Source organism: Bacillus sp. 105MF, from assembly GCF_000374885.1.
Taxonomy (GTDB): Bacteria; Bacillota; Bacilli; order Bacillales; family Bacillaceae_G; genus Bacillus_A; species Bacillus_A pseudomycoides.
This window is the reverse complement of record NZ_KB895584.1, coordinates 26,967-45,573: the sequence shown is the minus strand read 5'-3', so window position 1 is coordinate 45,573 and position 18,607 is coordinate 26,967. Positions and strand designations below refer to the sequence as shown.

The 18,607-nt window shown below is 34.3% G+C and carries 16 protein-coding genes and 4 pseudogenes; 11 read left to right on the top strand and 9 right to left on the bottom strand.

The annotated features are described in order from the left end of the window. Window positions 1–142: 142 nt before the first annotated feature. Window positions 143–1,789, bottom strand: a complete 1,647-nt coding sequence (locus C564_RS0122800; RefSeq protein ID WP_018766967.1) for an ABC transporter substrate-binding protein — start codon at window positions 1,787–1,789, stop codon at window positions 143–145. Between the two features lie 102 nt (window positions 1,790–1,891). Here C564_RS0122800 and C564_RS0122795 point away from each other — a divergent pair, with 102 nt between their 5' ends. Further along, window positions 1,892–3,145, top strand: coding sequence for an MDR family MFS transporter (locus C564_RS0122795; RefSeq protein WP_018766966.1), 1,254 nt, complete (start codon window positions 1,892–1,894; stop codon window positions 3,143–3,145). Window positions 3,146–3,276: 131 nt separating this feature from the next. Beyond that, a pseudogene (locus C564_RS33725) lies at window positions 3,277–3,712 on the top strand (transposase); the annotation flags it as partial. A gap of 79 nt (window positions 3,713–3,791) precedes the next feature. Here the strand turns inward: C564_RS33725 and C564_RS0122785 are convergent. Continuing rightward, entirely contained in the window at window positions 3,792–4,805 is a 1,014-nt protein-coding gene (locus C564_RS0122785; RefSeq protein WP_018766965.1) for an N-acetylmuramoyl-L-alanine amidase family protein, read from the bottom strand. Window positions 4,806–5,185: 380 nt separating this feature from the next. Between C564_RS0122785 and C564_RS0122780 the strand changes: the two genes are divergently transcribed. Together C564_RS0122780 and C564_RS38085 are read left to right on the top strand one after the other, a co-directional pair. Next, window positions 5,186–6,370: a hypothetical protein gene (locus tag C564_RS0122780; RefSeq protein WP_018766964.1), complete on the top strand. Its 1,185-nt coding sequence runs from the start codon at window positions 5,186–5,188 to the stop codon at window positions 6,368–6,370. Between the two features lie 345 nt (window positions 6,371–6,715). After that, entirely contained in the window at window positions 6,716–6,838 is a 123-nt protein-coding gene (locus tag C564_RS38085; RefSeq protein ID WP_018766963.1) for a hypothetical protein, read from the top strand. A gap of 6 nt (window positions 6,839–6,844) precedes the next feature. Here the strand turns inward: C564_RS38085 and dhaQ are convergent, their stop codons facing one another. Continuing rightward, entirely contained in the window at window positions 6,845–7,843 is a 999-nt protein-coding gene (dhaQ, locus tag C564_RS0122770) for a DhaKLM operon coactivator DhaQ (RefSeq protein ID WP_018766962.1), read from the bottom strand. Between the two features lie 12 nt (window positions 7,844–7,855). Further along, entirely contained in the window at window positions 7,856–8,428 is a 573-nt protein-coding gene (gene dhaS / locus C564_RS0122765) for a dihydroxyacetone kinase transcriptional activator DhaS (RefSeq protein WP_018766961.1), read from the bottom strand. A 263-nt stretch (window positions 8,429–8,691) separates the two neighbouring features. Here dhaS and dhaK point away from each other — a divergent pair, with 263 nt between their 5' ends. Beyond that, window positions 8,692–10,443, top strand: a complete 1,752-nt coding sequence (dhaK, locus tag C564_RS35250; RefSeq protein WP_018766960.1) for a dihydroxyacetone kinase subunit DhaK — start codon at window positions 8,692–8,694, stop codon at window positions 10,441–10,443. 315 nt (window positions 10,444–10,758) lie between these two features. Here dhaK and C564_RS0122755 read toward each other — a convergent pair whose 3' ends face one another. Further along, a complete protein-coding gene (locus C564_RS0122755; protein ID WP_018766959.1) occupies window positions 10,759–11,736 on the bottom strand; it encodes a DUF4179 domain-containing protein in 978 nt (325 codons plus the stop codon). Window positions 11,737–11,739: 3 nt separating this feature from the next. Then, on the bottom strand, window positions 11,740–12,270 hold the full coding sequence (locus tag C564_RS0122750) for an RNA polymerase sigma factor SigX (protein ID WP_018766958.1): 531 nt from the start codon (window positions 12,268–12,270) through the stop codon (window positions 11,740–11,742). A 355-nt stretch (window positions 12,271–12,625) separates the two neighbouring features. On the opposite strand from C564_RS0122750, the gene C564_RS0122745 reads away from it, so the two are divergent. Next, the gene (locus C564_RS0122745; RefSeq protein ID WP_018766957.1) at window positions 12,626–14,065 is read left to right on the top strand and encodes an ABC transporter permease; all 1,440 of its coding nucleotides are present in this window, start codon (window positions 12,626–12,628) and stop codon (window positions 14,063–14,065) included. A gap of 11 nt (window positions 14,066–14,076) precedes the next feature. Continuing rightward, window positions 14,077–14,763, top strand: a complete 687-nt coding sequence (locus C564_RS0122740) for an ABC transporter ATP-binding protein (RefSeq protein WP_018766956.1) — start codon at window positions 14,077–14,079, stop codon at window positions 14,761–14,763. Window positions 14,764–14,841: 78 nt separating this feature from the next. On the opposite strand, the gene C564_RS36325 is transcribed toward C564_RS0122740, so the two are convergent. After that, entirely contained in the window at window positions 14,842–14,988 is a 147-nt protein-coding gene (locus tag C564_RS36325; protein WP_018766955.1) for a hypothetical protein, read from the bottom strand. A gap of 18 nt (window positions 14,989–15,006) precedes the next feature. Here C564_RS36325 and C564_RS35245 point away from each other — a divergent pair. From C564_RS35245 to C564_RS38475, 3 pseudogenes are all read left to right on the top strand, one after another. Next, a pseudogene (locus C564_RS35245) lies at window positions 15,007–15,108 on the top strand (D-Ala-D-Ala carboxypeptidase VanY); the annotation flags it as partial. Window positions 15,109–15,161: 53 nt separating this feature from the next. Beyond that, window positions 15,162–15,395, top strand: a pseudogene (locus C564_RS0122730) (zinc ribbon domain-containing protein); the annotation flags it as partial. Between the two features lie 273 nt (window positions 15,396–15,668). Continuing rightward, a pseudogene (locus tag C564_RS38475) lies at window positions 15,669–15,843 on the top strand (IS4 family transposase); the annotation flags it as partial. Window positions 15,844–16,005: 162 nt separating this feature from the next. On the opposite strand, the gene C564_RS0122720 reads toward C564_RS38475, so the two are convergent. Both C564_RS0122720 and C564_RS0122715 read right to left on the bottom strand, forming a co-directional pair. Next, window positions 16,006–17,457, bottom strand: coding sequence for a sensor histidine kinase (locus tag C564_RS0122720; RefSeq protein WP_026008666.1), 1,452 nt, complete (start codon window positions 17,455–17,457; stop codon window positions 16,006–16,008). After that, window positions 17,450–18,136 (bottom strand): response regulator transcription factor, encoded by a 687-nt coding sequence (locus tag C564_RS0122715; protein ID WP_006093794.1) that lies wholly within the window; start codon window positions 18,134–18,136, stop codon window positions 17,450–17,452. The genes C564_RS0122720 and C564_RS0122715 overlap by 8 nt, the downstream gene beginning before the upstream one ends. A 152-nt stretch (window positions 18,137–18,288) precedes the next feature. Between C564_RS0122715 and C564_RS36910 the strand changes: the two genes are divergently transcribed. Continuing rightward, a complete protein-coding gene (locus tag C564_RS36910; protein ID WP_018766950.1) occupies window positions 18,289–18,453 on the top strand; it encodes a hypothetical protein in 165 nt (54 codons plus the stop codon). Window positions 18,454–18,607: the final 154 nt, after the last annotated feature.

Here is an 18,607-nt window from a genome sequence, read left to right as displayed (position 1 = left end):
ATAAATATGACTCGCTAAATGAGGTCCCCAAATCCTCCAGATGCTTTCAGCATCTGGAGGATTTTTATTAACTTGATGGCGATGATTCCGTACCTCAAATAGGGTGATAATTATTATAGGTGTATCAGATTTCTTGTAGCTTTTAAATTAAAGGCCTTACCCAAAGTTGAGAAAAATCCACATATCCAAAATATTTTATCCTAATATTCGTTAGATCTGATGAAAAAGGAATCTGACATTTATCATAATATAAGGGAATCATAATAGAGGATTCTATCAGTTCTTTTTCAAGGTTTTTATTTAATGAGGGCCACTCCTCAAAATGTGTACGTTTGTATCTATCAAGGTGTTTTTTTATTGTTTCATTTGTTTTTACAATCTTATCCAACGGTGAATATCTAGCTGTTAGAAAATAATAAAATGATATCTCTTGATTCATCTCGAATACCTCACCATGAATAAAGAGATCAACTTGTTCATTAAGTTTTTCATCTCTCAGATAGCTTTCAAAAGGAACCCATTTGACTAGAAAAGGTATATTTTCTTTTTCTAAGACATTCATTAACCACTTTGTCAGTTTTTCTGTATACTGAGTAGCTTTTATAATAAGTGGTTCTTTAAATGCGGGGCGTGATTTTTGTCGCATATCGATTTGATGATCTATTTCCTTCAAACAACTTGTAGGGTTGGGGATCTTATTAAAGTCATATTCATGGATATGATTGATATTCTTAGTAATAATATAATGTAAGTAGTTACGAACATCGATTCGTTGAATAGATGAATTACGCCAGGCATTCATAATTATAACGCCAAAGCCAGAATTTCTTTCTACTTGAAAGGTGGAAGTGTTCTCGTTGCGCTTGGAAGATTGATAAATAGTATCAAATTCTATAGGAACCTGAATGAATTCTACTGTATCTAGCAATGGTCTTTCCTGAAAATAATCATTAAATGCTATCAATGATGTCTTTTCCTGGTTATTCTCTCCTATATAAAAACCACCAGTTCCCACAATTACACCGTTATTTTCTTTATAAATGCTTGTATTTATCATACATAACATTTGTAAACAATAGCTACAACCATCCGGATAATGTATGTCAATAATTAATGGTGATACAATATCTATTTTCTCTATTGGTGCCCATAAGTCTTTATAGTATTTATGACTCCGTAGTTTTGAGAGACATAGTTTCACGTCAGTCGCTGTTAAGATGGATCCATCATGAAATTTTATGGACTTTTTTAAGTATAGTCTAAGCTTAGATTGAGTTAAATCCCAACTATGAGCTATTTCAGGAAATATGTTCCCCTTTTCATCCATATAAACAAGTCGATTGAACACGTTTGCGACAATGTGTGCACTATGTACATCGGCAGCCTCTAGTGGATGTGTTGTTAAAAAGGGCTTTCTTCTAGGAATAATTAATTTATCATCCGAATTATGTATATAGCCAAATTTTGAGTGAAACTTAGTCATCAAACGTAGTTTACTGTTTGGAGACCAATTATATAGTAAATATTTACTGCTTTTTTCAACAGGTTGTTGATCCATAAACTCCATCACTTGTGACTCATAGATTTGTTCTATATTTTTAAGCCATTGAAGAGAGGAAGTGTGTCCTCTTCCTTTTCCAGAATTGAAAATTAGCCAACCTTCATCCATCCATTTATGTAAGTAACGTACTGTTTGCTTTGTACTTAAACTTAAAAAGTCTGCTAGGTCTTTTATTTTTATGTGTCCTGAAGAAAATGATTGCCATAGATCCAATAAATTTTTATCCATTTTCCTATCTCCTTCTATAAGTAGACATATTTTTCTAGATATGTCCATTTTTAGTTTGATAAGTCTAGTTTAATATAACATTAGATAAAAGGAGGAGATACTATGAATTGGAAAGACTTTGAGCAAAATATAAAAGTACGCTTAATTACATCATTTTTTAATCGTGCTGTTACATCAGCAGTAATGCCTTTCATGGCATTGTTTTTTGCTCAAGAAATAAATAAAGTATGGGCCGGGTTATTTTTAATCTCGACTGTTATTTTAAGTTTTTTTTCAAGTTTAATTGGAGGTTACATTTCCGATCGCTTTCAACGGAAGAAATTTTTATTGTTAACTTCTTCTTCTAGTGCTGTAATGTTTTTATTAATGACCTTAAGTTTATATCCTACAGATAAGTTGATTTGGTTATTTGCAATTGCTTATGTAGGTTTTGTAATATCTAGCAGTCTTGGTCGTCCATCCATGCACGCTATAATAATAGATTCAACTACACCAGAAAATCGAAAGGCTGTTTATACAATTGACTATTGGCTTATGAATCTTTCGATGGCAATTGGTGCTGCATTAGGTGGTTTTTTATACATTAATCACCAAAAAGAGTTATTTATATTACTAACCTTAGTTTCTGCTACACTACCAATTACCTATAAATTGTGGTTAGTTGCTGAATTTAATAATTTCTTAGAACCAAAACATGAAAATATAGTATTGGATCTAATCCAAAACTATAAAATTGCTATTCAAGATGTAGCATTTTTAAAAGTTGTAATAGGATCTACATGCATATTTGCGGCAGAGTTCTCCTTAAATAGCTATATAGGTATACGACTTTCAGAAACATTTAATACAATAAACGTTGGGAACTTTGAAATAGTAGGAGTAAGGATGCTGAGTATTCTCAACATACAAAATATGCTTTTAGTGGTATGTTTGACGTTTATTGTGAATAAATTTACAGATCGTTTAAGTGAAAAGAAGGCGTTACTTTTAGGTCTGGTTCTCTATGGTGTAGGATATGTAACAGTAACATCTGCAAACACTTGGTACGTACTTATTATTTTTAATTTTATTGCTACTGTTGGTGAACTTGTCTACTCGCCTGTCAGAAATGCAGAACAAGCTAATATGATTCCGGCTGATAAAAGAGGATCTTATTCAGCTTTTGCAGGTCTATCAGATATTGGTGCGGACCTGATTGCAAGAATTACCATTATCGTTGGTGCTTTCTTGATTCCTACGATAATGTCCGTTTACATTGGAATCATTGTGATAATTGGCACATTCCTCTTATACACTGGATTGTTCATTAGAAAAGATATTCAGTCTAAAGAAATATTGAAGAAAATATCATCATAATATAATACTTTAATAGTTATACATGGACAAAGAGGACAAAAGAGGAAGGCTTCCATACAGAACGACGCGGAAAAGGAAATGTTGGTGGCCCTTCCTCAAAACAGCTATCTTCTGATGACAAGCTAAAGAAAGCTTATTTATCTTGCGTAAAAGATAGTACGACACGAGAGATTTTAGCTTATCATGTTTCCCCTTCTTTACAAATGGCTATCGTCTATCAAACATTAGACAAATTAAAAGATAGATTAGGAGATATGATTCATCCTGAAGCACTTTTACACTCAGATCAGGGTTTTCATTACACGCACCCGGAATTTCAGCGCTGTGTAAAGGAAATGGGTATGAGACAGTCTATGTCACGTAGAGGGAACTGTCTAGATAATGCCTCAATGGAATCCTTTTTTGGTCATATGAAAGATGAATTAGACTATAAGTGTTGTCAAACATTCCGATCTCTTCAACTAGTAATCGAGAATTATATACAAGATTATAATTATGATCGTTATCAATGGACTCTCAAAAAAAGTGGCTCCGGTACAATACCGGAACCATCTTTTAAGTGCTTAATTTTTAAAGGTCTTTTTATTAAACTGTCCATTTTATATGGCACAGTTCATATATTGGTTCTCCTCTTTTTTATGAAATCTTATCTTCTATAAATAGGCAATGTATGTTTCCCTTGAATTAAGTTCCACTCATCCGAACTTTTTAGAAGTTTAATATTTAACAATGCTTTGCCATCTACGATTTCAATATCAATTTGACCTTGTTTACCAAATTGATCAAAAATTAAAGTTGCTTTATTATTTTTGAATGTTACAGTACCGTCTATATATGCTATATCTTCAGCGTTATCGGAATAAGAAGATACACCGACAACTGCTTCGTTTTCAGAAATAGGACTAATCTTCATCATTGTGAAAGCTGGGCCGATATACGGTGGTTTCGTCGGTAGTTCTTGTTCTGACCATGTTCCTTGAACGTTGTATAGAATAGAAGTTGGTTTTGCATCAGGATTCCATACACCGTCTTTATCGAGATAGTACCATTGTAATTGATCGTCGACAAACCATCCAGTTTTCATTGCACCGCTTTTATCAAGGAAGTACCATTTGTTTTGGTCGAGTACCCAACCCGTTTGCATAATACCCTTTGCATTTAAAAAGTACCATCTGTTTTGATCAAGAACCCATCCAGTGTGCATAACGCCATCTTTATTTAAGTAGTACCAATCATATGGTGAGTTTTGATGCCATCCAGTTTTCATGACACCATCTTTTCCAAGAAAGTACCATTTCCCACTATCGGAAACCCACCCATACTGCATAGCACCGTTTTTATTGAAGAAGTACCACTTTTCATCTTGTTTTAGCCATCCAGTGTGCATAGCGCCATCTTTATTTAAAAAATACGAATGTGGTCCTTCTTGATACCATCCAGTTTTCATGACACCATTTTTTTCAAGGAAATACCAATTGTTATTTGTGTTTACCCATCCGGTTTCCATTTTTCCATTTATGTAGTAATACCATGCGTGTTGTTTTTGTACCCAACCTGTTATTGGAGTAGACTGTTTATTTGTTTCTGCATAAACATGAGGTTGTATTCCGCTAAACAATATACCTGCAACAAATAACATACTAACGATTTGTTTTTTCATAGTAATCTGCTCCTTTTTTAGAAAAATGCCTTTCCCTACTACTAATATATCTAACTAATAAAACGAATTCAATACTTTTATTGCAAATGTGTTACAAAAATGTTACAAAAGTATCAAAACATTTCTTTCTGTAAGGGTTTTATTCCTTATTATCTGTTAATAAGGAATAAAATCACCATTATCATTAGTATGCAAAGGAGTTTTAAAATCCTTCTTGCTAGCTGTTTCTTTTCCATTCTATTATAGAAGAAAGAAATTCGTAAAAATTAGCAATGTGGTTTTGATTCTCTAGCATTTTTCATAGGATGCTAGAAAAATTTTCTGTTAGATATTTTAAACATGTAAGTGTATATTCTGTAAAGAAAAAGAGGAGAAATGTAATGAAGCGAATGATTGCATCAATATGTGTAGCAGGAAGCTTATTAATAGCACCTATACAAAGTTTTGCAGAAGTAAAGACAGGTGGAAATCAGCAAATTGTCGTAAAAGATGGCTGGGTGTTTGAACAAAACAATTGGTATTACTATGTGAATAATGTGCCGGCAAGCGGATGGAAAAAGATTCAGGGAACGTGGTATTACTTTGAGAGTAACGGCGTAATGAAAACAGGTTGGTATTTTGACGGAACGAATTGGTTTTATATGAATAGCAATGGTGGAATGGAGACAGGATGGAAAAAGATTCAAGGAACGTGGTATTACTTTGAGAGTAATGGCGTAATGAAAATAGATTGGTATTTTGATGGAATGAATTGGTTTTATATGAATAGCAATGGTGGAATGGAGACAGGATGGAAAAAGATTCAAGGAACGTGGTATTACTTTGAGAGTAATGGCGTAATGAAAACAGATTGGTATTTTGATGGAACGAATTGGTTTTATATGAATAGCAATGGTGGAATGGAGATTGGTTGGAATAAAATAGGCGGGGCATGGTATTACTTTGAGAATAGCGGTGTATGGGTTGCAAGCAATGATGCTGACTATTTATATACAATAGGAGAAAATCAACAGCTTATTCTTGTGACGGCAAATGATTATGGAACTAGTAAGGCAGAAATTCAAACATTCGAGAAGCGAAATAATAAATGGTATCCAGTGTATGCTGCTATGCAAGGATATATTGGACGTGATGGATTTGCTTATACAATGGCAGAAGGAGGAAAAAGTTCTCCGCGCGGTAAATATACAATTGGAACAGCTTTTGGTCGCTACGGTAATCCAGGAACAAAACTACCATATCGACAAATTACATCAAATGATGTTTGGGTGGATGATTCTAATTCATCTTTATATAACACGTGGCAGCAAAAACCAGCAAATGGCCGTTGGAGCAGTGCCGAAAATATGAATATTCCTCAATATGATTATGGGTTTGTGGTTAACTATAATACAGAACGAATAGCTGGAGCTGGCTCAGCAATTTTCTTCCATATTTCAGATATGTATACATACGGTTGCACAGCAACATCTAGGGAAAATGTTCTTTCTGTTTTAAGATGGTTAAATCCTGCTAAAAGTCCTGTGATTGTACAAACACCGGAGAGTGAACTGAAATATTATTAAACGAAAGAAAGTGTCCGTCAGTGGGGGACTTACTGCCCACGAATAGCGGGATTAAAGAGTGATATAAAAAAAGAAGGTGGCACGATGATATGATCCCCCTTATTGTAGACAGTAAAAAGAAAGCACATTAATCTGTTTACTATGGAGGGGATTTTTCTATGGGCAAAATTAGTGTTTATTTAGGGAAAAGAATTTTTATTAAAATAAAGTTTTAGACCAGAAAGTTAATGTTAAATTTTGACAATGAAATGTTATGTAGACTTCATGTATATACAGTATCTAGTAGTTTTATGTATCTTAAGTTGGTGTTATATTCAAGAAAAAAACGAGTATGGAGACAGAACTATGGATAAGCAAGTTGTTATTGAGGAGCATACACTAGAATGGGCACTACAATTTAAAGAAGAACAAAGGATTCTAAACAATATAAAGGTGTTTTCACATATGGAAAACACCTTTTCAAGCTAATTGAAACTACCAGCTAGCCACCTCAACATCCGCTTTTAACCATTTTTCCCAAAGTGGATCTTCTATTTTAAGTAAGCTTAATGAAGTGCCTTGCATGTCTAGGGAGGTTAGATGGGTTCCGACTTTGACAAATCGAATATCTAATCCTTCAAGCTCACACAAACGGCGAATGTCATTTGCGAAGATATACTGTTCCATTAATGGAGTAGCACCTAATCCATTAATCAAGATGGCAAACTTATCACCTTTTTTCCAGCGGTAAATACTTTTGAGCTTATTCATAAGCTCAACCGCCAATTTTTCAGAAGAAGATAATACTTCTTTCCGGTATCCTTTTTCTCCGTGGATGCCGACTCCGTAAAAGACTTCATTGTCTTGTAAGGTAAAAGAAGCCTTTCCTTGGATAGGGTCGGTTGCTGGAGAGAGCGCAACTCCTAATGTATGCAGATTCCGAATGACAGAATGGCCGATGTCGGTTAATTGTTGTAATGAATGGCCTTCAAGAGCCGCTGCTCCAAGTATTTTATGAACGAAAATCGTACCAGCCACTCCTCGTCTTCTTTTATTAAAGGAAGCATCATCTTCAATGGAAACATCGTCATTCACAATGACATGATCAACAAGTCTTCCTTCCTTTTTTGCTAAAGATTCAGCAGTTAAAAAGTTTTCTACGTCAGCTTGAAAGTTTTTAATAATGAATAGGACTCCTTTGTCTTTGGGCACAGAGCGAACTGCCGCTACTATTTGTTCTGGTGTAGGAGGGGTGAAAATTTCTCCATTGACTGCCGCTGAAAGCATGCCTTTTCCTACATAACCAATATCAGCTGGTTCGTGCCCGCTACCGCCGCCGCTTATAATGGCAACGTCTTGCCCAATTTCGGCAAGGTCTTTCTGATAAATGATGTTGTGTTCTCGGTTATAAGTTATTCTATCGTTATGTTCAAAATAAAAACCATGCAACATATCTTGAACAATATTTTGAACATCATTCATAATTTTTTTCATTGTTTTTCCACCTTATGATTTGTTTGCTGATTGCTTTAGTAAAAGGACTAATTGATTGTTTATCATATTTTTCATCATCGAAGACATGATAGACGGATCAATAGCGCAATGATTCTCAATCCAATCTTTTATTGTCCCAACAAATCCGTGACTATAAAAAGAGGCCAGTGTATCTTTTTTTACCTCAGAAATTGCTAATTTACAGCCAATTAATAGTTCATCGATGATTTTGAGATATAAGTTTTTCGTATGTTCAAAGAGATAATAATTAAATGAATTTTGCTCGATTACTTTAAATGCATTTCGATAGAAGCATTGGTTTTGGTAAAAGTAATCAAATAATAGGTCGAAAATATTTTCCCATTTTTCATAATCAAGAAAGTCTATAATATTCTCTTTTGTTTCTTCTTTATAAATCCAACTTAACAATTCAAATTTATCTTTAAAGTGATAATAAAAAGTTTGCCTGCGCATCTGACAATTTAACATAATGTCACTCACGGATATTTTATGGAAAGGTTCAGTTTCCATTAATTTTTTTAATGAGTTGGCTATGATTTTTTTTGAAATGATAGAAGAGGTCATTATAATCATCCCTACAGCTTTATTCGTTTTTAATAATTAACATCCTACCTACAAATGAAGTGGGTGTCTTTAGACAAATCGTTCATTTTGTCCGTTTACCATAAAACGCTTTCATTTTATTATAGTTAATAAGAATGCGCTTTCAAATATATCATAATTCAGAAGAGAATGTACCGTGGTAGGAAAAGCAATAAAATTATTGAAGTGTGGATACGAATAGGTTTGCGAAGAATGTAACAAAGCTTACAGAGGAGGAATAACAAATGAAAAAAATTATAAATAAACCTGAAACTCTCGTTATGGAGATGTGCAATGGGATGGTTATGGCTCATCCGGAACTCGAGTTATTAAAAAAGTATAAGGTCATTAAGAAAAAAGAAATGAACGAAAATAAGGTAACTTTAATTAGCGGTGGCGGTAGTGGACATGAACCGGCACATGCGGGGCTAGTAGGAAAAGGAATGCTGGATGCGGCAGTATGCGGAGATGTGTTTGCTTCTCCATCGCAAATACAGGTGTATCAAGCGATTAAAGCAACAGCTAGCAAAAAAGGTACGCTACTAATTATTAAAAATTACAGTGGCGATATCATGAACTTTAAAAATGGTGCTCACTTAGCTACTGAGGATGGCATTGAAGTAGAATATGTCCGCGTAGATGATGATATTGCAGTAGAAGATAGTCTTTATACAGTAGGACGTCGCGGTGTTGCAGGAGTTGTGTTGGTACATAAAATAGCCGGTGCAGCAGCGGAAGAAGGTATGGATTTGATGCAGGTGAAAGCTGTAGCGGAAAAAGCAGCGGCAAATGTTCGAACAATCGGTCTCGCATTAACTTCCTGCACGGTTCCGGCGAGTGGATCACCTACTTTCAAATTAGGTGAAGATGAGATGGAATATGGCGTTGGTATTCACGGAGAGCCAGGCAGGAAACGCGAAAAAATTATGGCTGCAGATGAATTAGCGTTACGTATGACAAATGACCTTGTGAAGGATTTAGGACTAGATGAAGATGCTGAAATTACTGTTCTAGTAAACGGATTTGGTGGTACACCGCTTCAAGAACTGTATTTGTTTAACAATGCAGTTACGAGAGAGTTAAGTAAAAGAAATATACGAATCAATAGAACGTTTGTCGGTAATTACATGACGAGTATTGATATGGCTGGAATTTCTCTAACAGTGATGAAACTAGACGATGAGCTGAAGACATTGCTATCGAAAGAATGTAATACACCTGCGTTTAAAGTAGATGGACCAATTGAGAGTGTAGAATACGTTGATATTGCGGAGCACGAAGAAGAGAAGCCAGTTTTCTTTGAGACGGAAACAGCTGAAGAACATGCAATCATTAAGAATGAGGTAATCACATTAAATAATATGATTTATCTTATAGATAAAATGAGCGAAGTTATTATTAAGAACGAAGTACCATTCTGCGAACTGGATACGCATGCAGGTGATGGTGATTTCGGAATGAGTGTCGCGAAAGGATTTAAACAATTAAAGCGTGAATGGAGCTCGATTTTAGATCAAGAGCATTTAAATATTGGAACTTTCCTTGATGCGTGTTCTATGGTGATTATGGAACATTGCGGTGGAGCTTCTGGTCCAATTTGGGGCGGAGCTTTCCGAGCTGCAGGTAAGGCTATGGAAGGGAAAATGGAATTAACAGTTGGAGAGTTTGCTGAAATGTTGCAAGCTGCACTTCATGGTATACAGTCTATCGGTGAGCGCTCTTTCGGAAGAGGAGCAGAAGTAGGCGATAAGACGCTTGTAGATGCGCTTGTACCTTGTGTAAATGCTTGGTCAGAAAGCGCTGCAGCTGGTACAGACTTTAAGACTGCTTTTGAAAAAGGGGCAGCGGCTGCCGTTAAAGGAGCAGAATATACAAAAGAAATCGTCGCTCGAATGGGCCGCGCTGGTACGGTTGGTGAAAGAAGCTTAGGTTATCCTGATGCTGGTGCCTATGCGCTAGGGGTTATTTTTACGGAGCTTTCTCGTAGTTTAAGATAATGGTATTTCGGGATACTGTGAAATACCGTTAAATCTATTTCATTAAAACATCCCAATAGGGTTTACTCTATTGGGATGTTTTTGTGAATAAAAGATTTATGCTATTTAGCCTATATTTCCGTTGAAATGTAGACGGGTACGCCTTTTAGTCGTTATTTTCTTATTAGCATTACGCATATTGATTTTATGAACTTAATTAATAAATAAAAGATAGGATGAAAACAATGTACGAAATAAATGTAATGAAAACAAGGAAACATATAAGCATCGTATTGGATACACATTGTTCTATTCTTTTTTTCATTTTAATTTGTTTTATTTTTTCAATTTTGCAGGATCAATTTGAATTTGTCCTTTCCAAGATCCAGTTACTTTTCCGATTTTATTTATATTTACATTTATCGTAAGTGGTTGTTTAAAGGATCCTTTCCCTTCAGGACCTTCAACAAATGTAACAACGCCTTCGGGTTTATCTTTATCACGAATACCTACATGTTTTAATTCTTTTCCATCTGCCATTAATTTGAATGGTAAATCATCTGTACCTTGAATAAATCCTAACTGTGAGAACATACCATCCTTAGTATTATATTCAGGATTTTCTTCTTGTTGTCCATTTGCCTTACCATCACTTTTAAGGTCTAATCCAGTTGTATCAAATTCAAACGGTACTAGACTTCCATCAGCTTTTTCAATTCTATAATGAACTGATATACGTGAATCTGCAACAAATAATTCTTTAAAATGCACAGTAACACCTTGATCAGTTATTTTTTCATCTAGGGGAATAAATTGACCATTCTTCATCATATCTTGTGTGACACCATTTTCATCCTTTATTCCCTCATTTACAACCTTATCATTTGTAACTTCATTAGAAAAATAGGAGGCAACATTCGTAGCTGCAACTTGTACTTGTGGAATCATTGCTGTTGTGAAAAGTCCTGCTGCAGCTACCGCTGTATAAATGAAACGTTTTGATTGTTTACTCATGTTTGTAAACAATCCTTTCTTCTTCTGCGTTTTATTATTGATATAAGAAACATTTTCTTGCTTTGAACGCTTTTCAAATGTCTGCCATGCTTGTTCTACATCAATATTGATTTCTTGTGTTGCATGTACACACTCTTCATCAAGCATTAAATTTTCCCATTGATTTAATTCACTAAGTGCTATTAATACTTTTTGACAATCTTCACATGTATCTAGATGTTGTATAAATTTCTTTCTTGCATCACGAGGAAGTTCTCCATCTATATACGCTTGAATTAACCCCATATCATAACAAGTCATTTGTTATGCCTCCTCCATTTGTTTATAAATCTTGCGAAATTTTGTTTTGGCTCGTATCAACAATGTTCCAATAGAAGCTATGTCAATTTGAAGTACTTCTGCAATTTCTTTATATTGAAATCCAGAAAATTTCATTAACAAAATGGTTCGATCTCGATCACTCATGTTACTTAGTACGGTTTGTACCTTTGTGACTTCTTCTTTTCTTATCCAGTCATCATCTAGCGATGAAGCATGTTGTACTTCATGATATTGTATTGTTTTATCTATTCTCGCTTGATGTCGTTTTTCAGATCGTAAATAGTTATAAGCTACATAAGTAGAAGATCTAATCAGCCACCCAGGTAAGTTTTCAATTGCTTTCCAATCGGTGCGATATAATTGTAAAAACACTTCTTGTGCTAGTTCTTCAGCGATTGTTTGTTTTTTGATAATCCATAGGATTTGTTTTACAACGTAACCATAGTATCGTTTAAACACCTGTTCAAATGTCACATCCGAAATATGCCTTTCTTCATTTTTTATAGTTAACATGTAATTCAAAACCTCACTCTCATTTGCTGCCTGTATTATAGAGAAACCAGAAAATCCAGTTTTGTGACAAGAATTTTTATTTTTTTATTATGGACTAAAAAAAGCATTCATCTTTCAATCAGATGAATGCAAAAATTGAAGTCAAATGAATCACTTGATCTAAATTAATCTTAATATAGTCGCTATTTTTTTCAACTATGTTGATGTTACAAAACTGTGCAACAGAACCCGTTAGAAATATGTACATGAATAACTCCATATAAACTCCTTAGCCCTCTAGATAAACTACTGAATAACTCCATACAAACTCCAGATAGTGTATATAGAATAAAAACTATCAAGGAGGTTAGAAAAAATGAATTTTATAAAACGCGCAATTCTCAGTATGAAAAAACGAAAAGGAACATCATTAATTTTGATGGCTGTCTTTCTGATTGTTACCAATTTAGTGTTGGCAGGATTCACAATCCAAAATGCATCAAAAAAAGCTGCTGATGCTGCAAGAAAAAAACTGGGTGCAGATGTTACTTTGGGTCTTGATTTTGATAAATTAGGAAAACAAGCAAGGGAAACTGGAGAAATGCCTAATCCGCCGCATCTCAACACAAAAGAAGCAGATCAATTAGCGAAGTCCAAGTATGTAAAAGACTATAATTATATAACCAATACTTTCGGAATTTCGGATGGGTTTAAATTAGTAGGAGCTTCAGAAGGAGAAGGAGAAGAAGAAGGAAAAGGTAGAGCGGGAGTGGCGACTGTACGAGGAGGATCAGGTTCAGGTTCAGAAATAGATATGAATTCTTCTCTTATAATAGAAGGAGTGCGCAAGACTTTATTACAAGAAAGTTTTAAAAATGGAAAAAGTAAAATCATTGATGGGAAACCAATTACAGAAAAGATGAACGATCAGAATGTAACTTTAATGGAAAAACGATTAGCGGAACAAAACAATTTGAAAGTAGGAGATAAGGTTAAAATTCAATCAGGGGATAAGAAGAAAACTCTTGAAGTTGAAATTATTGGTATTTACGAAACGAATGAGCAACCACTGGGTGAGCATGCCCCTCCTATGATGGATCCAGCTAATAAGCTATATATGCCTCACTCTACTGTCAAAAAATTAGAAGCAGATGAAGGTACTAGTAGTAGCATTCAAGTCGTGTACTTCTTGAACGATCCACAATACATTGATGCATTTAAAAAAGAAGCAAAACAATCTGATATTGATTTTAATTATTTTAAGTTAGATGCACATGATTCATTGTACAAACAAATGATTGGTCCTATTGAAAATATCTCTTCTACTTCCCAAATGATTATCTATATGGTATCTATTGCAGGTGCTATTATCTTAGGATTAATCATTATGTTATCAATTAAAGCACGTCGTAAGGAAATGGGGATTCTATTGTCCATTGGAGAGAAAAAATGGAAACTGATGGCACAGTTCGTAGTAGAAGTAGTATGTATTGCTATTTTAGCATTTGGATTATCCCTAACAACAGGAGCTAAAGTTTCTCAATTCGTAGGGGATAATTTACTTTCGAGTGAAATTGCTACAGCAAGCGAAGAAAAAGACAATTCACAAAATGGTAGTGTAATGATGGTTGGAGCTGGTGGTAATCTACAAAACCAAAGCGAAGATCCAATTGATAAAATTGATGTAAGTGTAACAGGAGAGGATTTAGGAAAAATGGGGGGAATTGGACTGACTATTGCTATATTAGCAACCATTCTTCCGGCATTATCTATTCTACGCTTAAATCCAAAACAAATCCTTTTAAAAGATGAATAAGGAGGCTCGGCATGGAGACAATTTTACAATTTAAAAACTTAAATTATTATTATGAAAGTAACCGAAAAAAAGTAACGATACTAGATAATGTGAATTTTTCTTTTCAAACAGGGCATTTTTACACAATTTTAGGGCCGTCTGGATCTGGCAAAACCACAGCTCTTAGCCTAGGTTGTGGTTTGGATATACCTAAAAATGGTTATGTACTGTATAAGGGTAAGGATATTCGAAAGATTGGTTTAGATCGATACCGGAATCAATATGTATCTGTGATTTTCCAATCTTATAATTTAATTACCTATATGACCGCTCTTCAAAATGTACTAACGGCAATGGAAATTACAGGTGTTCAGGTGAAAAATAAAAAGGAAAGGGCATTAGAATTATTAGAGAAGGTAGGACTTACAGAAGTAGAGGCGAAGCGAAATGTCCTGCAACTAAGTGGTGGACAACAGCAACGTGTAGCAATTGCTCGAGCGCTATCTTGCAATGTTGATATACTTATCGCTGATGAGCCAACAGGAAACCTTGATGAAGAAACCGCAAAAGAGATTATTGATTTGTTTCAGAAGCTTGCCCATCAAGAGAATAAATGTGTAATTGTTGTTACACATTCACAAGAAGTTGCAAAACAATCGGATCGAGCAATTTATTTGAGCAAGAAGCAATTAGTAGTAAAAGATATTAATAATTCTTAAATAACAAACTCCCCTATTAATAGGGGAGTTTATTTGTTAGTTAGATATTGGAATATTAGGGGTCACCATACATGCCCATCAATTTAAGAAGAGAAGCAAAATGAACTTTCGTTCTCGCTTTACAAGCTCGAGTGTTCTTGCAAGTTTTTCTAAAAATACAGTCGTAACATATCGTTGTAATCCTTTGGCAAATAGTTTTAGCTCATCTTGAATCGAGAGACTCATAACAAAACGTCATCCATTTATAAAGTATCAAAAAATACGACCATTAATGTCCCGGTAAATCAGCATTATGAAATTTCAGGGAACAATATGGACGGAGTAATTATGACGGTTCATAAATAGTAGCTTACTTTATAAATTAAGCTACATCATCAACTTAAGAATGGAAACAAACTAAATGGATGCTTTTGTATAAGTGCGAAAAATTTGGAGATTTACTTGTGAAAGTAGACCCAGTATACACATCGCAAGATTGTTCTGGTTGTGGAAATCGTGTGAAAAAATTACTTTCTATTCGAACACATATTTGTGCAAAGTGCGGAACGGTATTAGACAGAGATCATAATGCAGGTCTAAATATTTTGCAAAAAGGGTTAGAACAATTACTTATGAGGACGACCAAAGATTGAAACTGTAGGACAAGGTTGTGTCCAAACAGTATAAACGACGCCTGTGGGGAGTATGTAAGACTGCTAAACAGGAAGCCCCTTCTTCAAACGACTTGTAAGAGTGTTAAGGAGGGGCATTCACTATTGGTGTAAAAGCATCTTGTCCTTGCTTATAGTAACAAAAAGTACTCCAATGTAAATTATCATGCAGTAAAGAACCAGTTTCCATATTATGTTCCAATACCTGTTTTATATAGATGATAGCATTAATTCGTTCAGTATATTTTTCAGAGAATTTTTCTGTTTCGATCCATACCAAAAGACACCCAAGAATTATCAAAGATTCTTCTTCGTCTGTTTAAACTCCTACAGTGAAACGGACGAAAATCGCATCGATACGAGAAGAAAACAGGCTTTGATATTAGGTGTCAATTAAAATTGTACCATGTCTCACAATCAAGCAGCTTAATAAAAGAATGAAACCCGTTTGTTTTTTGATATGCAGAATTTCTAATGATCTACACTGGTTTTTTAGAAAAAGAAAAAAGTTTCTTTTGAAACTGACCTTTTTTAATCTTATCTTGATAGCGATGTGGTGAGACCCCGAAATAAGATTAAGATTCTTTTTTGTTTATTTGATAGATAATGGAATGGTAACTAAAAATTGTACACCCTGTTCTACATTATTTATTGAATACCTTATACCCAGTGCTTCAAAAATTTGTTTGACGATATATAACCCTAAGCCACTCCCTCCAGTATTTCGATTTCTTGACTTTTCGATTCGATAAAATGGTTTGAAGATATCTTGTATATTCTCTTCATTAATTTTGACACCTGTATTGATGACTTGCATTTGGATGTGGTTTTGTTTAGAATCTTGGGTTAACTGTATATAGACTTTTTCGTTATGCGGTGAATACATAACCGCATTATGAATAATGTTTTTACAGGCTTTTTCTAACAGAACACAATCCGTATAAACAAAAAGGTCAGGATCAATTTGTTTTATGATTTGAATGTCTTTTTGAGAAGCAAAAAATCCGATATCTTTTGTGATTGTATCCATTAATTCTGAGAGATTTACTTCTTCTAATTGTAGTTTAAAGGTATGTTGTTCTAGTTTTGACATGCTTAAAATTTCGCGAACCAGTTGTTCCATACTTTCAATAATTTGGTGATTTTTCTTTAAGTATTGGTCACGATCTTGATAGGGACCAATATTATAGATCATCCCTTCTAGGTATCCTTTCATAACAGTGAGAGGAGTTTTTAATTCATGTGATACAATTGCAAAAAATTCCCTGCGTTTTGCTTCTATTTCTCTTTCTTTTTCAATATCGCTCTTTAATTGCTGATTCGCTTTTTGTAAATTGAACATAGCTTGTTGTAAATTAATAGACATATCGTTCAAACTATTGGATAATTCTCCTAATTCATCCGTGGAACGAACCTCAATTTTTTCGGAAAAATCTAAGTTTGCCATCTTTTGTGCACCCTCATTAATATAAATGAGTGGTTTTGTAATAAACCTTGAATAGAAATAAGCACTTCCTATACCAATCACAAGTACAATGATACTGATATAGGGAAGAAAACGTACTAAGACTTGCGTAGCTTCATCAATAGGTTGAAATGTTGCGAACACCACAAGCGTTAAGGTAACATCTTGGAATTGAATCGGCACAGTAACATCATATGAATTACGAAGGTAATCTGAACTCCCTAATGGTGTTGCTTTGGCAATTACATGTGCTTGGGTACCTCTTTGAATAAAACTAAAAGAAGGAGAATACATAACTACGCCTTCCTTATTTTGAAGGGAAATCATTGCGTTATTTTTTTGTGCGTATTCATCAAAAAGTGGTATAGCATTTTGAAACGTAAGATCTTTAGATTTATCAATTATTTCTTCTATTCCTGTTTGAAGCTGATCTGTTTTGTATTGCTCATAAAATGTAGGGAGAAAGAAGTATAAAGTTAAATAAATCAGGACTGCAAAGGCTAACAAAATGAGGGATGTAGTCATAAAGAGTTTATAGGTAATTCTCTTCGTCTTCATGATTTTCACAATCCTATTCATCGATTTTGTAACCAATGCCCTTTACTGTTTTAATGTAGGAAATATCTAATTTTTTTCGTATGTTTTTAATGTGTGTATCGATCATACGAGTTTCTCCGTGATACTCGTATCCCCAAACCTTTTCTACGATGCTTTCTCTTGTGATTACTTTTTTCTTATTTTGAAGTAGTAGTTGTAGAATTTCGAATTCTTTTGCCGTTAAGGGGATTTCAACCTCATTTACATATACTTTATATGCATCGCAATCAACATGTATTTCTTTAAAAAATAAATGATTCTCCGTACTTTGATCATAGCTTCTCCGCAGCACTGCTTCGACTCGTCTAATCAAAACATGAAAAGAAAAAGGTTTCGTAATATAATCATCGATGCCAAGATCAAATCCCTTCATTTGATCTTGTTCTTCTTCTAACGCGGTTAGCATAATAATGGGTATATTTGACTGACTTCGAATCATTTTGGCAACTTCAAATCCATTAAGGTTTGGCATCATCACATCTAGTAGAATTAAATCAAAGGATTGTTTATTAAATTGTTTCATGCCCTCTAATCCATCTGATGCAACTGTAACAGCATACTGCTGAGTCATTAAAAATTGTTTGATTAATTCCTGAATTTCTTGATCATCCTCTACCACAAGAATATGATAGTTCATCCTTATATCACCTCTTGTAGCCATTATAACCTGCTTATCTGGAGTTTATGTGGAGACGTATTAGAATACATAGAAACAATATAAAAACTTCACAGGAAAACTATATTTATATCATATCAGCTCCAGATTCAAGAGATATGATATAAAAAACCACAAGAAAGAAGGAGGTAATCAAAATGTCACTTGAAACAAACATAATTCTTTCTTTATTAGATGTAAAACTGTGGATGGTCTATCATTCGGATAGTAGTCGCATAGAAGTGAAAAAGAAATTAAAACCAGCACCATACTTACATAAGTACGTAAGTGTAAAGAAACGAAAGCTATATAAGTCTAGTTAACAAAAATGTTACATCCCCTCCATCGTACACACTCTTTATAACATCCTTATTTTCATTCCTGAATAGTAACTTTACGGGTAAAAAAAGAGAATCAAATTGATTCTCTCTTTTTCGTATATTCGATGACTAGATACTGAAAATCTTTACTATAACT

Coding starts and splice junctions, on each gene's coding strand:
- C564_RS36910 (WP_018766950.1), top strand. CDS start 18,289: ATGTCACTTGAAACAAACATAATTCTTTCTTTATTAGATGTAAAACTG.
- C564_RS0122750 (WP_018766958.1), bottom strand. CDS start 12,270: ATGTTAACTATAAAAAATGAAGAAAGGCATATTTCGGATGTGACATTT.
- C564_RS0122785 (WP_018766965.1), bottom strand. CDS start 4,805: ATGAAAAAACAAATCGTTAGTATGTTATTTGTTGCAGGTATATTGTTT.
- C564_RS0122795 (WP_018766966.1), top strand. CDS start 1,892: ATGAATTGGAAAGACTTTGAGCAAAATATAAAAGTACGCTTAATTACA.
- C564_RS0122720 (WP_026008666.1), bottom strand. CDS start 17,457: ATGAATAGGATTGTGAAAATCATGAAGACGAAGAGAATTACCTATAAA.
- C564_RS0122755 (WP_018766959.1), bottom strand. CDS start 11,736: ATGACTTGTTATGATATGGGGTTAATTCAAGCGTATATAGATGGAGAA.
- C564_RS36325 (WP_018766955.1), bottom strand. CDS start 14,988: ATGAGTCTCTCGATTCAAGATGAGCTAAAACTATTTGCCAAAGGATTA.
- C564_RS0122800 (WP_018766967.1), bottom strand. CDS start 1,789: ATGGATAAAAATTTATTGGATCTATGGCAATCATTTTCTTCAGGACAC.
- C564_RS38085 (WP_018766963.1), top strand. CDS start 6,716: ATGGATAAGCAAGTTGTTATTGAGGAGCATACACTAGAATGGGCACTA.
- C564_RS0122740 (WP_018766956.1), top strand. CDS start 14,077: ATGGAGACAATTTTACAATTTAAAAACTTAAATTATTATTATGAAAGT.
- C564_RS0122715 (WP_006093794.1), bottom strand. CDS start 18,136: ATGGCTACAAGAGGTGATATAAGGATGAACTATCATATTCTTGTGGTA.
- dhaQ (WP_018766962.1), bottom strand. CDS start 7,843: ATGAAAAAAATTATGAATGATGTTCAAAATATTGTTCAAGATATGTTG.
- dhaS (WP_018766961.1), bottom strand. CDS start 8,428: ATGACCTCTTCTATCATTTCAAAAAAAATCATAGCCAACTCATTAAAA.
- C564_RS0122745 (WP_018766957.1), top strand. CDS start 12,626: ATGAATTTTATAAAACGCGCAATTCTCAGTATGAAAAAACGAAAAGGA.
- dhaK (WP_018766960.1), top strand. CDS start 8,692: ATGAAAAAAATTATAAATAAACCTGAAACTCTCGTTATGGAGATGTGC.
- C564_RS0122780 (WP_018766964.1), top strand. CDS start 5,186: ATGAAGCGAATGATTGCATCAATATGTGTAGCAGGAAGCTTATTAATA.